Annotated in this window: 13 protein-coding genes; 3 read left to right on the top strand and 10 right to left on the bottom strand. The window is 35.0% G+C overall.

Going from position 1 to position 14,791, the window contains the following annotated elements; translation table 11 throughout:
- Window position 1 precedes the first annotated feature (1 nt).
- Window positions 2–883 (bottom strand): AraC family transcriptional regulator, encoded by an 882-nt coding sequence (locus CLV73_RS00445; RefSeq protein WP_100374940.1) that lies wholly within the window; start codon window positions 881–883, stop codon window positions 2–4.
- Window positions 884–1,038: 155 nt separating this feature from the next.
- Between CLV73_RS00445 and CLV73_RS00440 the strand changes: the two genes are divergently transcribed.
- Both CLV73_RS00440 and CLV73_RS00435 read left to right on the top strand, forming a co-directional pair.
- Window positions 1,039–1,389, top strand: a complete 351-nt coding sequence (locus CLV73_RS00440; RefSeq protein ID WP_100374939.1) for a MerR family transcriptional regulator — start codon at window positions 1,039–1,041, stop codon at window positions 1,387–1,389.
- Between the two features lie 82 nt (window positions 1,390–1,471).
- On the top strand, window positions 1,472–2,761 hold the full coding sequence (locus CLV73_RS00435; protein ID WP_228424133.1) for a helix-hairpin-helix domain-containing protein: 1,290 nt from the start codon (window positions 1,472–1,474) through the stop codon (window positions 2,759–2,761).
- A gap of 2 nt (window positions 2,762–2,763) precedes the next feature.
- Here CLV73_RS00435 and rluF read toward each other — a convergent pair whose 3' ends face one another.
- The 7 genes from rluF to CLV73_RS00400 all read right to left on the bottom strand — a co-directional run bounded on the left by rluF (window position 2,764) and on the right by CLV73_RS00400 (window position 7,685).
- Window positions 2,764–3,486, bottom strand: coding sequence for a 23S rRNA pseudouridine(2604) synthase RluF (gene rluF / locus CLV73_RS00430; protein ID WP_100374938.1), 723 nt, complete (start codon window positions 3,484–3,486; stop codon window positions 2,764–2,766).
- Window positions 3,486–3,983, bottom strand: a complete 498-nt coding sequence (locus CLV73_RS00425; protein ID WP_157798690.1) for a hypothetical protein — start codon at window positions 3,981–3,983, stop codon at window positions 3,486–3,488. Before CLV73_RS00425 ends, rluF begins: the two co-directional genes overlap by 1 nt.
- 80 nt (window positions 3,984–4,063) lie before the next feature.
- Window positions 4,064–4,762, bottom strand: a complete 699-nt coding sequence (gene truB / locus CLV73_RS00420) for a tRNA pseudouridine(55) synthase TruB (RefSeq protein ID WP_100374936.1) — start codon at window positions 4,760–4,762, stop codon at window positions 4,064–4,066.
- Between the two features lie 36 nt (window positions 4,763–4,798).
- Entirely contained in the window at window positions 4,799–5,575 is a 777-nt protein-coding gene (locus CLV73_RS00415; protein WP_100374935.1) for a hypothetical protein, read from the bottom strand.
- Between the two features lie 6 nt (window positions 5,576–5,581).
- Window positions 5,582–6,400 (bottom strand): undecaprenyl-diphosphate phosphatase, encoded by an 819-nt coding sequence (locus CLV73_RS00410; protein ID WP_100374934.1) that lies wholly within the window; start codon window positions 6,398–6,400, stop codon window positions 5,582–5,584.
- An 87-nt stretch (window positions 6,401–6,487) separates the two neighbouring features.
- Window positions 6,488–6,784 carry a DUF3098 domain-containing protein gene (locus CLV73_RS00405; RefSeq protein WP_100374933.1) on the bottom strand — a complete coding sequence of 99 codons (297 nt, stop codon included), beginning with the start codon at window positions 6,782–6,784 and terminating at the stop codon, window positions 6,488–6,490.
- A 1-nt stretch (window position 6,785) separates the two neighbouring features.
- Window positions 6,786–7,685 carry a cell division protein FtsX gene (locus tag CLV73_RS00400; protein WP_100374932.1) on the bottom strand — a complete coding sequence of 300 codons (900 nt, stop codon included), beginning with the start codon at window positions 7,683–7,685 and terminating at the stop codon, window positions 6,786–6,788.
- Window positions 7,686–7,777: 92 nt separating this feature from the next.
- Between CLV73_RS00400 and rsmA the strand changes: the two genes are divergently transcribed.
- The gene (gene rsmA, locus CLV73_RS00395; protein ID WP_100374931.1) at window positions 7,778–8,548 is read left to right on the top strand and encodes a 16S rRNA (adenine(1518)-N(6)/adenine(1519)-N(6))-dimethyltransferase RsmA; all 771 of its coding nucleotides are present in this window, start codon (window positions 7,778–7,780) and stop codon (window positions 8,546–8,548) included.
- Window positions 8,549–8,617: 69 nt separating this feature from the next.
- On the opposite strand, the gene CLV73_RS00390 is transcribed toward rsmA, so the two are convergent.
- Both CLV73_RS00390 and CLV73_RS00385 read right to left on the bottom strand, forming a co-directional pair.
- A complete protein-coding gene (locus CLV73_RS00390) occupies window positions 8,618–10,993 on the bottom strand; it encodes a choice-of-anchor L domain-containing protein (protein WP_100374930.1) in 2,376 nt (791 codons plus the stop codon).
- Between the two features lie 113 nt (window positions 10,994–11,106).
- Window positions 11,107–14,718 (bottom strand): choice-of-anchor L domain-containing protein, encoded by a 3,612-nt coding sequence (locus CLV73_RS00385; RefSeq protein WP_100374929.1) that lies wholly within the window; start codon window positions 14,716–14,718, stop codon window positions 11,107–11,109.
- Window positions 14,719–14,791 lie beyond the last annotated feature (73 nt).

Raw genomic sequence — 14,791 nt, 5'->3', positions numbered from 1 at the left:
TCTAAACCTTGTATTTTTTAATAAACTGCGTGGGAGTCATTCCGGAAGTTTTTCGGAATACTCTCACAAAATAAGAATACTCTTCATACCCCAGTCTGAAAGCAACTTCCACCAGACTTTCATCCAGATACATCAGCATTCTTTTAGCTTCAAGAATTGTTCTTTCGGTGATCACATCTGTTGCTGTTTTTTGCACTACCGTCTGAGCAATACGGTTTAAATGTTTTGGAGAAATATTCATTAATGAGGCATAAAAAGTAATCGATTTTTCTTTGCTGAAATATTGCTCTACGTAATTTTCAAAATCCTGGTAATGTTTAACATAGGAAATACTTACCGAAGAAGCGAGATCATCAAAATCTCTGGAAAACTGCCTCGTAGATTTTATAAAAACCTGCGACATCAACGACAGTATATATCCGTTTTTCATCATATCCCAGATGTGATATTCTCTTTCCAACTCAAGAAACAAATTAAGATTTTCTTTTAATTCGGCTTCATTAAGCTGTAATTTTCGCGGGAAATTGACTGATCCGAAAAAAGGAAAGTTTCTCAACTTCTGATTCACATAATGCATTTCATAAAAATCCTGCAAACAGAAGAAAAGATAGCCTTCAATATCCTCTGAAAGTTCCCAGCTGTGGATTTGTCCCGGAGACATAAAAAACAGGCTCCCTGCAGAAACATCATATCTTTGAAAATCAATTTCATGAATTCCGGTTCCTTTTGTAAATAAAATGGTAGCATAAAAATCATGACGGTGTGCTTTCTCAAGATGACGATGGCCTACAATGAGATGATTTTGTAGTGTACTGAAATAAAAATCAGAGGTTCTTTTCCCTGACTGAAACAGATCAATATGAAGCACTGAAATAGAATCCAATGTAATTTTTAAATCAAAAATAATGAAAACAAAAGTATTTTCTGCAGAAATCAGTAATGATTTTTACTTTTATTATGCGCTGAAAACACAAACAGAGCTTATATATTTGTAGTGTTTTTTAAAAATTTTTATCTTTGAAAATTAGGATTCAAAAAATGAAGATAAATTTACCCGATAAGCTGTATTATTCAATAGGAGAAGTTGCAAAAGCATTTGATGTAAACACTTCATTAATACGTTATTGGGAGCAGGAATTTCCAATTATAAAACCCAAAAAGAACAAAAAGGGAAACCGATATTTCACTCCGGAAGATATCAGCAACTTACAGATGATTTATCATTTGGTAAAAGAAAAAGGCTATACATTAGACGGAGCCCGTGTTGCGCTTACAACCAACAGCAAAATTTCTGAAACTGTTACCTTAATAGACCGCTTAGAATTCGTAAAAGCAGAACTTTTAAAACTTAAAGATTCATTAGCAGAAAAGGATTCTGAAGGTGTTTGATTTTCGGAAATCATTCAGACTAAAACTCAATTTATTTCACATATTGTTAGATTTAATATAGCTTATATATTAAATTTACTTTATGATGAAAAAAAGCTATTATACACAAATAGCAGGATTAGGTATTGTCCTGCTTATTCTTCTTGCATTTAAGAATTATTCTAAAGCGGAAAGTGAAAATTTTCCGGAGATTAAATTCATTTCAGAAAACAGCCCTGTTTTAAGTTTAACAGATTTTGATCCTAATGATCTGAATGAAGAACAATGGCAGCATTTAGGCTTTTCTTCAAAACAGATAGCCACAATTCTGAATTATAAAAAGATGATAGGTGGGAGATTTATTTCTAAGGAACAGTTCAAGAAGTGTTTTGCCGTTTCCGCAGAAAAATATTCAGAACTGGAAACTTATATTTTATTACCTGAAAATAATAAAGAAGCAAAATCAAATAATTTCAAAAGTTTTGAAAAAAGGACTGTCACAATCTCAGGAAGATTCAATCCAGATCATTATTCAGCCAATGACTGGATACAAATGGGATTCAGCGAAAAACAGGCAGATGCTATTTTGAAATATAAAAAATATTTGGGAGGCAGTTTTGTAAGCAAGGAAAAGTTTAAAGAATGTTTTATCATCAGTGAGGAAAATTTCCAAAAAATGAGTCCTTATTTAATCCTTCCGGAAAAGACTCCGGCAAACTTCACTCATTATTCTAAAAACAACAAATATGAAAAGACCAACATTCAATATCATCTTTTTGATCCGAATACACTAGATCTTGAAGGATGGAAATCTTTTGGTTTTTCTGATAAGCAGTCGCAAACCATTATTAATTATCGTGACCGGAATCTAAAAGGAAGTTTTAAAAGTTTAGAAGACCTACAGAAGTGTTTTGTGATTTCTGCAGAAAAGTTTGAAGAAATGAAACCTTTTATCAGATTAAGTTCAGCTCCAAATAATGAGAACAAAATAAAGCAGCAGGAAAAAACCGATTTTTCAAAAGTGGATTTAAATGCTATCACTTTCAAACAGCTTATCGAATTCGGTTTTGATGAAAAAGCAGCCGGTTCTATGATTGGTTTCAGGAAAAAACTGGGTGGATTTGTCAATAAAGAGCAAATTCTGACTACTTACAATATTGATCCTGAATTAACCCAAAAGCTGCTTGCTACTGCTCAACTGAACACTTCAAATGTTCAGAAATATACCTTAACAGAAGCTCCTGAAGAATGGCTGAGAAATCATCCCTATTTCAAATATTCTGCAGATAAAATCATTTATTACAGAATCAGCAATCCCGATGACAGAAAAATCTGGAAATATTTAAAGCTAAAACCTGAGTATGAAACAAGAATGAGACTGTATACCAAATAATTCTAGTCAGCAGTTTTACTTGAATCTTCCAGATGCATATTCAGCGCAGCAAGCTCTTCATGTGTCAGATCTCTCCATTTACCGATCGGAAGATCTAATTTTATATTCATGATACGGATTCTTTTAAGCTTTTTCACTTCATAGCCTAAAAATTCGCACATTCTACGGATTTGACGGTTCAGACCTTGTGTAAGGACAATTCTGAAGTTCATATCATCTATTTTTTCAACCTCACATTTTTTAGTTACAGTATCTAAAATAGGAACTCCATTTCGCATTTTCTCCAGGAATTTTGGCGTGATTGGTTTATCAACCCTTACCAAATATTCTTTTTCATGATTGTTCCTCGCTCTAAGGATTTTATTCACAATATCGCCGTCACTTGTCAGCAGAATAAGACCTTCACTAGGTTTATCCAGCCTTCCGATCGGGAAAATTCTCTTCGGATGATTGATGTAATCAACAATATTGTTTTTTTCGCGTTTCGTATCTGTAGTACAGACAATTCCAACAGGCTTATTGAAAGCAATATAAACCGGTTTTTCTTGTGGCTCACAGATAGGTTTTCCATCAACTTCTACAAGATCTTCATCAGAAACTTTTGTTCCCAATTCAGGAATTTTACCATTTATTGTAATTCTTCCTTCTTCCAAAAGCTTATCTGCTGCTCTTCTGGAACAGTATCCGACTTCTGATAAATATTTATTGATACGCGTTTTTTCCATTAATCGTCTCCGTAACCTGTATAATTTTTATTGCTGAAAATGGTAATTCCGTAGCTTAATCCGATAATGAACGGATTTTTATGAGCATTCCCAAGTTTATATCCCTCCAGAATAATCCCGCCTTCCTGACTGAGTCTTTTTGAATAGGAGACCTGCATTCCTAGTCTCGCTCCCCAAAATTCAGAATCTGAAACTACTGAATTATTGATCTGTTTTCCGTAATTAAGATCTATATAGAACGGCTGATCACCCGGAGTAAAGATAATTTTCGGCTGAACCATGACATACATCAAATGATAGTTGTCTTGTATAAAGCTATATTTAAGTCCCATTCCCAATGCAAAGTTAGGAAGAAAATTATAACCACCAATTGCCGTAATTCCGTAGCTGATTTTATTAGGTGCTTTTGGAACTATATATTGGGTGTTATTAGGAACTTCTTTTTCTTTAAATATATTATATCCTAAATTAACAGAAGGATTAAAATAAAAATCCATTTTCTGTTTTTTATTCTCCGTATTTTGTGAAAAGGATAATAAAAAACCACATAAAGTGACTAGTGAAAGTAAATTTTTCATCATAAATTATCAAATCTAAAGTCGTTATCTAAAAAGTCGGATGTTGCATTCTCTATTGTATAGTCTCCGATTTTTGTTCTTCTTAATTGTGTTAAATAAGCTCCCACTCTCAATTCCTGTCCAATATCGTGAGCAAGACTTCTGATATAGGTTCCCTTTGAGCAGCCTACCGTAAAGCTTACTAAAGGCAGATCGATTTTAATATCTTTAATATAAAGGATTGTTGTTTTTCTTGATTTCATTTCAACTTCTTCTCCTGCTCTCGCCAAGTTATAAGCTCTCTGTCCGTCAATTTTTATCGCTGAAAATACGGGAGGTTTCTGTTCAATTTCACCTATAAATTTTTCTAAAACGGTTTTAATCTGCTCTTCTGTAATATGCGAAAAATCCTGATGCAGAATTTCAGGTTTTTCAGTATCATAAGATTCTGTCTGTACTCCGATTTTTATCTCGGTCCAGTATTCCTTTCGAGCATCCTGAATTTCAGGAATCTTTTTTGTGAATTTTCCACAGCAAACAATTAAAAGCCCGGTTGCTCTCGGATCTAAAGTTCCGGCATGCCCAATTTTGAATTTTTTGGGAAGATTAAACTCTCTTTTGAGCTTATATTTCATTTTATTGACCGCCTGAAAAGAGGTCCAATCCAAAGGTTTGTCCAATAAAAATATGTGTCCTGATTGTAAGTCTTCTGCGGTCATTTTATGAGTAATAGATACATTATTTAAAATCAATTATTAATTAAGGCTCCTCAATTTAAGATTAGGATAATCAATAATTTCCGGAAAAAATATTTGGTAGCGTTCCGGATCCTGCTGAAAAAAGTCACGCCTCTTTTTAATAAAAATCATTTTTTGTTCATTAGACAATTCTTTCAGAGGATAAAAAGAAGCATACTCTCCTTCATGTCCAAAACTGCAAGAATACATTTCTTTCACAATAATTCCCTTATCTATAAGTTCCTCAAAGAAGTAATTATTCTTATTATCCGTCAGAAAATCTCTTTTTTTATCTCTCGGACAACAAGCAGAGCCAAAAAATTCTGAATAATAAGAAACAATAGCATTTTTAGAACCTACAGTCATTTTATTTTTAAAATTGATTGTAGGATAGTTTTGAGAATTCAGCGAAATACTGTCCCATTTTGATTCATTTCTTTTTACAAAATAAAATTTATCCGTTTTCATGGGTTCTGCGCAGCCTTTTATTCTATTTGCAAATTCTCTTACGCTTTTATAATATTCTTTATCAGGAGAAATTAAAATAAATTCTTTAACCTGAGGCAAAAAAATTTTTTCATCAAAAAATAATTTATTAGGAACATGAGAAGCATTGTAAAAAATCAAACTTTCTCCACTGTTTATTTTCAATGGAATATCAATTAAAATTAATTTCCCGGATTGAAAAACATTTTCATCTTTAATCAAAATAACATCATTAAAAATTTTCTTATTCCAATTCTGGGAAAAGATAAGATTAGAGAATAAAATGAAAGTTAGAAAATATTTTTTCAACTCTTTTTATTTAAAGAAATAAAAATAAATCAACAAAGCTACTCCAACGAAAATACGATACCAACCCCAAGGTTTAAAGCCGTATTTATTTAAAACTCCAATAAAAGCTTTGATAGCAATTAAAGCCACAATAAACGCAACTACGTTTCCTACAATAAAAATGGTGATATGATCCTGTGAAGCCATAATCATTTCATATCCTTTTTGCGGAGTTGCCGTTTCTTTTCCCCAGGTTTTTACAAAAACCGAATACACTGTAACGGCCAACATGGTAGGAACTGCTAAAAAGAATGAAAATTCAGCAGCAGCTTTTCTTGTTAATCCCTGCGCCATTCCTCCGATAATGGATGCCGCACTTCTACTCGTTCCCGGCATCATGGCTAAACACTGCCAAAAACCAATGGTAATTGCATTTCTTACCGTAATTCCTTTTTCATCATCAATTTTAGGATTTTTAAACCATTGATCAGCAAAAAGCAACACTATTCCACCTAATACCAAAACAGATGAAATGGCGATTTGATTTCCCAAAACCGCTTCAATTTTATCATCGAATAAATATCCTAGAACCAAAGCAGGAACTACAGCAAAAGCCAGCTTATAATAAAACGTAAGATTTTTTAAATCAAAGAATTTTTTCCAATATGCAACCACCACCGATAAAATAGCTCCAAACTGAATCGATACCTGAAACATTTTTAAAAACTCATCTTCAGGTAATCCCATTAAATTGGCGGTAAACCCCATATGAGCCGTTGAAGAAATAGGAAGATATTCTGTTAATCCTTCTATAATTGCAATAATAATTGCTTTGATTAAATCCATAATTTAAAATAATGTTTTATCAAAAAAAACTTTGTCAAAGTTCAGAACTTTGACAAAGCTAGTATGTCATTTTCTTTAGAAACGCATTTATTTTTTTTTCAAAATCGCGTATACCTCTATGGCAAAACCAATAATTACAAACAGAGGGGCAATTCTGATTCTGCGGATAGAAAAGATATCGTCATTCCAGGAATTCGGATCGAATTTTCCATCCACAGTATTTGCATCCGGCCCCATCATCAAAAGGAATCCAACCACAATACATGCTAAACCGATCAACATCCATTTAAAGTTTTCTTTTCCGAAGTAAAACGTATTTTCTTTGGAAGCTTCCGTTTCTTTTCCGAAGTCCGCTGCGGAAAATTTATTTGTTTTATTGCTCATTTTATGAATAATATAAGTCGTCAACATTTGTTCTCAGGAATCTCCAGGTAGCAACTACCGTACTCAAAACGGTAATGAAAATACCTACTCCCAACACTAATAAGACTAACCAGAAATATTGTTGCGTATCCTGTACGAATGCTGAACCGATTTGACTTGTAAAATAATACCAAACCCCGAATAATGCCAAAAGGCCTATTACCGAACCAATAGCGCCTAAAATAATGGCTTCTATGATAAAAGGTTTTAGAATAAATCTTCTTTTTGCTCCTACCAGTTGCATGGTTTTAATGATAAATCTTTTAGAAAAGATCTTCAAACGAATTGAATTATTAATCAAAACAACTGCTAAGACTAAGAATAAAAGTGAAAAACCTAAAATCCACTTTAAAATTCTATTCAGGTTGTTGTAAACGTCTACCATCAGACTGCTGTCGTTTTTCACGTCTACAATTCCCGGAACTGAACTTATAATTTTAATGGCTTCATTTATTTTTGCCGGATCTACATATTCCGGTTTTAAAGCAACTTCTATAGATGAAGGGAAAATGTTTTCTTCAAAGAGCGCATCACTATCAATTCCCATACTTTTCTTGGCTTCCTGAGCCGCTTTTTCTCTGGAAATATAGGTTGCTCTTTTTACGGGAGCCAAAGTCTGTACTTTTTTAAAAGTTTCTTCTTCCAATTTTGCAATTTTTACAGAGTCTTTAGCATCATAATTTTGATCAAAATAAGCATTCACAACAAGCTGTTCCTTGATGTAGTCAGAATATTTCTGAGCATTAATTAAAATAAGCCCCATTAATCCCAACAAAAATAACACTAAGGCAATACTTATTACTACTGTAATATTGCTAGACCTAAGTCTTTTCTTATTAAACTCATCTACAGATTTAGCCATTAATATTAAAATTTTTGGCTAAAATAGAAAAAAACTTCCGAAATTTGGGAACGAAAAAGAGAAAATCACTGTTAATAAAATCATAAAAAACATTGAGTGTAAAAGCAAAAAAGCATCTTGGTCAGCACTTTTTGACGGATGAAAACATCGCAAGAAAAATCGTAGAAGGTCTTAGTTTTGAGAACTATAATAAGGTAATGGAAGTAGGTCCCGGAATGGGTGTTCTTACCAAATATCTTTTGGAGAAAGACCAACATATTTACCTTGCAGAAATTGATAAGGAATCGATTGAATATTTAAAAAACAATTATTCCAAAATAAACGAAGAAACTTTTGTAGGAGATTTTCTAAAGCAGGACTTTCAATTTACCAACGGAGAACAGATTGCTATTATCGGGAATTTTCCTTACAATATTTCATCCCAGATTTTATTTCAGATCATAGATCATTATGAACTGATTCCGGAAATGGTGGGAATGTTTCAAAAAGAGGTTGCTGAAAGGACTGCTGCTGTTCCGAGAACGAAAGATTACGGAATTCTCTCGGTTTTGGTCCAGGCTTATTATGATACTTCATATTTGTTTACCGTCCACGAGAATGTATTTAATCCACCTCCCAAAGTAAAATCAGGAGTAATCAGATTAACAAGAAATCCAAAGGAAGGATTGGCAGGAAACGAAATTCTTTTTAAACAGATTGTAAAAGCCGGGTTTAATCAGAGAAGAAAAAAACTATCGAATGCATTGAAAGTTCTCAATATCCCGGAAGCTTTAAAGACTCACGAGTTTTTGGATAAAAGAGCTGAGGAATTAAGTGTTACAGATTTTATTTCTTTTACCCAGCTTTGGAAAGAAAACCAATAATCTTCAGATTCTGAATTCATAAAAAAGCCTTTCAAAATTTGAAAGGCTTTTATTATTTTATTAAAGTATTTATTCTCTGTTTTTCAACATAATCCAACCCGAAGTACCCATCTGTACTTTTGATTTCGGATACTGGAAGTTGAACTTATACCAATATGTGGAAGTTGGCAATATTTTTCCTCCTACAGTACCATTCCAAATCGGGTTTTGTTTTGTAAATCTGAAAACTTCAACACCGTATCTATCATAAATAGAACCTGTGAAATTTTCAAAATTTCCTAAAGAGGTAAGATCAACAACATCATTGATACCATCCTGATTCGGAGTAATAACATTATTAATGTGTAATGTAAAGAAGTCTACTGAGTTTTCACAGCTTCTTCCCTGCGTTTTTACATAGACTGTATAGTTAGCATTATTAGTTAATCCGCTGAAAACATTTGAAGTCTGCCAATTAATTCCATCAATAGAATATTCTAAAGTCGTTGGAATATTATTAATCGGAGGATTGTTAGCGGTTACCGTTAGTGTATTATTCTCATAGCTCAGACCTGTAATGAAAGGAGAAGCTGCAGCTAATACTTTTGCAGTGAAAGTTCTCTTACAGTATCCATTATCAATAACTACAGAATAAATTCCCAGTTTATCAACACTGATAGTTTGTGTAGACTCTCCTGTACTCCATAAGTAAATATAATTAGGTCCTGTTCCCGCGTCTAAAGTAACTCTGTCACCAATACATGTTTCAACATCCTTTAAAGCCGTAACAATTTCAGGAACAACTTCCACCGTAATTTTTGCTGGTAATGTAGAAGTACAGCCTTTAGCTCCTACTGCATATACTTCAAACGTTGTTGTATGATCCAATGTCACTGTCTGAGTTGCTCCCGTTCCTGAAAAATTACTCCAATGATAAGTCGTTCCGCCTGTAGCTGTTAAAACTACTGAATCTCCCGGACAAATCTTAAATTTCGAAGTCGTTAAAGTTGCTACAGGAGTTGTTTCTTTCGCAAGGGTTAGTTTAACCATTTTACTACAGAAACCTCCATTTGAAACCACTACATAAAGAATTTGTCCATCAGTACCATTAAAGTGATACGGATCCTGGATATAACTATTATTTTGAGCCAGTGCATCCGCCTGGTTTACATAAAAATGAAATATTGCACCAGGTGTATTACTAATTAATGGTTTTGCAAAGTTTAAGTCAAAATTAGGAACATCCGGAGTCGCACAGAACAGCAAGGTAGCATCTTGTGCTGAAGGCGTGGTTCCTCCATTAATAATAATAGAAGCCGTTCCCGGACAAGGACTTCCCGGATAGGTAACCTCTACGGTATAAGTTCCAGGCTGAATCGCAGTAATGGAATTTGTTGTGGCTCCCTGGACAACAGTAGTAGTAGTTCCATTATTGTAATACCATTTATAGTTAACGTTCGGGTCACTTACAGAAGCTGTAATTACCTGAGGGACATTGTCACAAACATTAATTTCCCCCGGTAACGTAGCTCCACTTGGATCCAACAATTCAACTCCAATATTAAATGATCCTCCTTCTAAAAAAACAGCAGAGTCATAGGCCGTATCACCTGCGTCCGCAATTACCATTTTAAAATGATAAGCCTGTCCCGCAACTACTGTAGCAGTTGCAGTTAAAGGAACAGTTCTACCATTAAAATTGGTTTCAATATTAGTGGTATTATACCCTCCAAAATAAGTTGCATTTACAGCAGCACACCCCAAAGGACTTCCATCGAATTGAACATTCGGACGGATATTCGTTACACTTACAGGACCTGCGCTTCCCGGAAGAACAGCCATATTTTGATAAGGTCCTCCCGCTACGGGTCTAAGTAATAATGCAAATGCATCTGAATAACTACAAGGAAATGTTCCTGTATACTCTTCAGAAGCAAAAAGATAATTGAATTTCACTTGTGTAGAAGTCGGAATGAAATCAAACTCAAGGATTACAGCATCTTTTAAAGCCTTACTAGGGTTTGTTGCTGCTACCAGATCGGGATCACTTCCCGTTCCTACTATATCACTTAGTGGGCTGTTTACATCGATATAATTATTTCCTGTATTCTTTGCTTTACCCGTTACTAACACAATTCCGTCTTTAAAAGGGAAATTGGTTGTACCTCTGTGAAAATATCCCCATGCTCTGTCTTCATTACTTGCCGGTAAATTCGGACTTACCTGAACATTTGAAACCTGAGGTGTCACACAAGAATTGGTTCCGGAAGATATCAAGACATCCTTAACCAACTGAGTAATATTAAAACTTGATTCAGCATATGTAGGTGTATTTACATCAATAAAAGCACCTTGTTTTTTTGCCAATCCGGTATTCGGTTTAGGAACCTTCCGTGTTTGCTCCACTTGTGAGAATAAAAGATTAGTGGATAAAAGAAAAGAAAAAGCTAGTAAATATCTCCTCATAGCAATATTTGTTTGAACAAATTTAATTTATTTTTAAATAAATGACACATATTTATTCATTTTTATATTAAAAAAATAACCTCCAAATTATATGGAGGTTATTTTTAATAATTCTAGTTTCTATTTTTAAGTAAAATCCAGCCGCTTCGCTGCTCCAGCTTTTTACTTGCCGGATTTTCCCATTGCACTCTATACCAGTATGTTCCAGTCGGAACGTTCATATTTTTAATATTTCCGTTCCAAACTGTATTAGATTTATTTGCTTTAAAGACTTCTGCCCCGTACCTGTCAAAAATAGATGCGGCAAAATTATTGTAATTGCTTATACCTGAAAAATCAACCTTGTCATTTATTCCATCCTGATTTGGAGTAATGGCATTATTAACGACAAAAGTAAAGAACTCTAAAGGTGTACTACATTTTGCATCTTTTATTCTTACTCTTAAATTGTAGTTTGTATTCTTTAAAACGTTATAAAATATATTTGAAGCCTGCCAAGTCACACCTCCGTCAATAGAATACTCTAATACACCTCCTGTAGGATTTGTTGCAGATAAAGTAAAAGTTCCGTTATCATATACAACATTAGTAAATTGAGGTAAATTAGGATTATACAGATGAGCCGTAAATATTTTTGAACAAGTACCATTGCTAATTTCAACGGTATAGGTACCCGGAATATTCGTTGTCATAGTTTGAGTAGTCACTCCATTACTCCACAAATAGGTATAGTTCGGACCGGCTCCTGCATCAAAAATACCGGAATCTCCGGCACAAGCATATACATCTTGTAATGTTGAAACAATAGCAGGAACTACTTCTATAGTTATTGTAGCCGGATTAACAGATGAACACCCGTTTCCTCCCAAAGCATATACAGAGTATGTTGTAGTAGTTGTAGGGGTAACTACCTGAGTATTTCCAGTTCCTGTTAAACCTACCCAATTATAAGTAATACCTCCTGTCGCCAATAGAGTAACTGGCTCTCCGGCACATATTTTAGATTTGGAGGCTGAGATTCCCGCTGTAGGAGGCCCCACCACCACAGTCACAGAAGCCTGGTTCTGAGAGATACATCCGTTTGCTCCCACTGCATATACCGTATAAGTTGTAGTGGAGGTTGGTGAAACAGTTTGAGTACTTCCATTTCCTGTAAGACCATTCCCCCAATTATATGTTGCTCCACCACCGGCAGTAAGAGTAAGAGATTCACCCGAACATATTTGAGCTACAGACGATGTCAAAGTTGCAACAGGGGCAACCTTATTTTCTGTTACGGTAACATTTGCCGTATAAGTACAATTTAAATTTCCTGGCTGTGACGTGTTCGAAACGGTTAAAGTATATACTCCACCTGCGCTCACAACCGGAGTTAAAGTATTTGCTCCTGAAACAATAGTCCCCCCTGTAGTCGTCCATGCAACAGTAGATCCCGTAGGAATAACTGAAGATGAAGCATTTAAAGTTATTTGCGATACGGTACATGTAATATTCTGGGGAGCTGCAATCGTTAAAGTAGTTGTTGGAGTTTTTAACAGCAATAAATTGACTACATAACTACATCCTCCATTTTTAACCAACACATAAATCGTCTGATTTCCTGCGCTTGGGAAGGCAGTAGGAACAGCGATAGTATTTCCATTCCCTGCATTCGCATCAGCCAGGTTTATATAATAAGCAAAAGTAACTCCTGTCATCGTAGATGTTATCTGAGTCTGTGCAGAAGTTAGATCATAAGTAACATTTCCAGGCTCGTAACATTTAATTAAAGTAGCATTTTGCACCGTTATCGGCTGGGTCACTTCAATGGTAATGGTTGCCGGAGTTTGTGACGCACATCCATTGGCACCAATCGCATTTACCGTATAGGTAGTGGTAGTTGTAGGAGTTACAACCTGAGTATTTCCAGTTCCTGGCAAACCTGTCCACGTGTAAGTTGCTCCTCCCGAAGCCGTTAAAGTTACACTTTCACCAGAGCAAATTAACACTTTTGACGCCGTTAAAGTGGTTGTAGGCGGCGCGCTGTTTCCTGTTACGGTTACATTAGCAACGGAAGTACATGTCACATTATCCGGAGCAAAAGTATTGGAGATAGTCAGGGTATAAACTCCCGCTGCACTTACAACCGGAGATAAAGTATTAGCACCTGAAACTATAGTTCCCCCAGTAGTTGTCCATGCAAAAGTTGATCCTGTAGGATAGGTAGATGCCGAAGCATTTAAAGTAACCTGAGGGGTAGCACAAGTTAATGTTGGAGGCGGAGCAATGGTAGCCGTTATCTGGGGAGCTTTGACCAATTGTAATTGGGCTACTTTAGAACAGAAGCCATTTTTAACCAAGACATAGATCGTTTGTCCTCCTGCGCTTGAAAAAGTTGTAGGATTAGGTATTGTACTCGCATTTCCTGCATTTGCATCTGCCTGATTAAGATAGTATGAAAAAGTGACTCCAGCCGTTGTACTGATTGACGATTGAGCCGAAGTCAAATCATAAGATACATTTCCTGCAGCATAACAGGCGGTTAAAGTAGCATTCTGAACGGTTGGTGAAGTTCCGCCCACAATGGTAATAGTTGCTGTTCCCGGACATGTATTTCCAGGTACCAAAACCTCTACTTTATATACTCCCGGTAATGTCGCCGTATAAGAGCTTGAAGTAGCACCCGGAATAATATTATTATTTAAATACCATTGATAAGTTGCATTGGCATTCTGAACAGAAGCATTGAACGTTTGCGGCTGATTATCACAAACATTAATAGAAGCAGGCAGCTGTACACCGGCAGGATCTAAAATTTGTACTCCTATATCGAATGATCCTGCCTCCAGGAAAACTGATGAATCGTATGAGCCATCATCCCAGTCCGCCAGTACCATTTTAAAATGATAGGATTGTCCCGGAGTTACGGTAGCTTTTGCTGTTAAAGGAATTGTTCTTCCGTTAAAGTTTGTTTCTATCCCAGCTGTATTATATCCTGCAAAATAGGATGCATTTAAAGGTCCACAAACTAACGCTCCTCCACTAAATTTATTAGCAGGCCGGATATTCGTTACACTTACCGGACCCGCTGTTCCCGGCAAGACGGCCATATTCGTATAGGTAGATCCAGGAGTATTAGGCTTCAGTAATAAAGCAAAACCATCCGTAAAATTACACGGATAGTCATCGAAATATTCTTCGGAAGCGAAAATATATCTGAATGTAACTTCATTAGCAGTTGGCACAAAGTCAAATTCTATATAGGTGGCATCATTAAAATTATTAACTACTCCTAAAGCCGTAGATAAATCTGTATCTCCTGTTGTAGAAAAAGTATTACTTAAAGTACCCGAAATAAAAGAGTTACCTGCATTTCTTGCATATCCTGTAGATAATACAATTCCTTTTGTAAAAGGAAAAGCGGTAGTTCCTTTATTAAAAAACCCCCATGTCCTATTTTGATTAGAAGCAGATAGGTTTGGAGAGACAGTAACATTTGTTATATTAGCATTAGTACATGCTGTTCCTCCTTTTATAAGTACATCTTTTATTAGCTGGGCAATATCATAGCTTGATTCAGGGTAAGTACTTGTATTTACATCAATAAAAGCCCCTGATTTCATACTTTGGGAAGTAGGCATGGTTGTAATTCCTGTTCTCCCTTTTTTTTGAGAAAACATAAAATTATTACTTACAAGCACTAAAAACAAAGCAAAAAATAGACTTCTTGTCCTCGTATTTAACATTTTACAATCTTTTAAACAAAAATAATACTTTTTTTGGTTAAAATTTAATTTTGGTTTGCTTATAATATAAGAT

The sequence above is a fragment of the Chryseobacterium geocarposphaerae genome, from assembly GCF_002797535.1.
GTDB lineage: Bacteria > Bacteroidota > Bacteroidia > Flavobacteriales > Weeksellaceae > Chryseobacterium > Chryseobacterium geocarposphaerae.
Note: the sequence above shows the minus strand (reverse complement) of the source record. Positions and strands in the feature narration are given on the sequence as shown.

What these genes read in the sequence shown, in the direction of transcription:
- CLV73_RS00440 (WP_100374939.1), top strand. Translation starts at nt 1,039, where the DNA reads ATGAAGATAAATTTACCCGATAAGCTGTATTATTCAATAGGAGAAGTT.
- CLV73_RS00435 (WP_228424133.1), top strand. Translation starts at nt 1,472, where the DNA reads ATGATGAAAAAAAGCTATTATACACAAATAGCAGGATTAGGTATTGTC.
- rluF (WP_100374938.1), bottom strand. Translation starts at nt 3,486, where the DNA reads ATGGAAAAAACGCGTATCAATAAATATTTATCAGAAGTCGGATACTGT.
- CLV73_RS00425 (WP_157798690.1), bottom strand. Translation starts at nt 3,983, where the DNA reads ATGGATTTTTATTTTAATCCTTCTGTTAATTTAGGATATAATATATTT.
- truB (WP_100374936.1), bottom strand. Translation starts at nt 4,762, where the DNA reads ATGACCGCAGAAGACTTACAATCAGGACACATATTTTTATTGGACAAA.
- CLV73_RS00410 (WP_100374934.1), bottom strand. Translation starts at nt 6,400, where the DNA reads ATGGATTTAATCAAAGCAATTATTATTGCAATTATAGAAGGATTAACA.
- CLV73_RS00405 (WP_100374933.1), bottom strand. Translation starts at nt 6,784, where the DNA reads ATGAGCAATAAAACAAATAAATTTTCCGCAGCGGACTTCGGAAAAGAA.
- CLV73_RS00400 (WP_100374932.1), bottom strand. Translation starts at nt 7,685, where the DNA reads ATGGCTAAATCTGTAGATGAGTTTAATAAGAAAAGACTTAGGTCTAGC.
- CLV73_RS00390 (WP_100374930.1), bottom strand. Translation starts at nt 10,993, where the DNA reads ATGAGGAGATATTTACTAGCTTTTTCTTTTCTTTTATCCACTAATCTT.
- CLV73_RS00385 (WP_100374929.1), bottom strand. Translation starts at nt 14,718, where the DNA reads ATGTTAAATACGAGGACAAGAAGTCTATTTTTTGCTTTGTTTTTAGTG.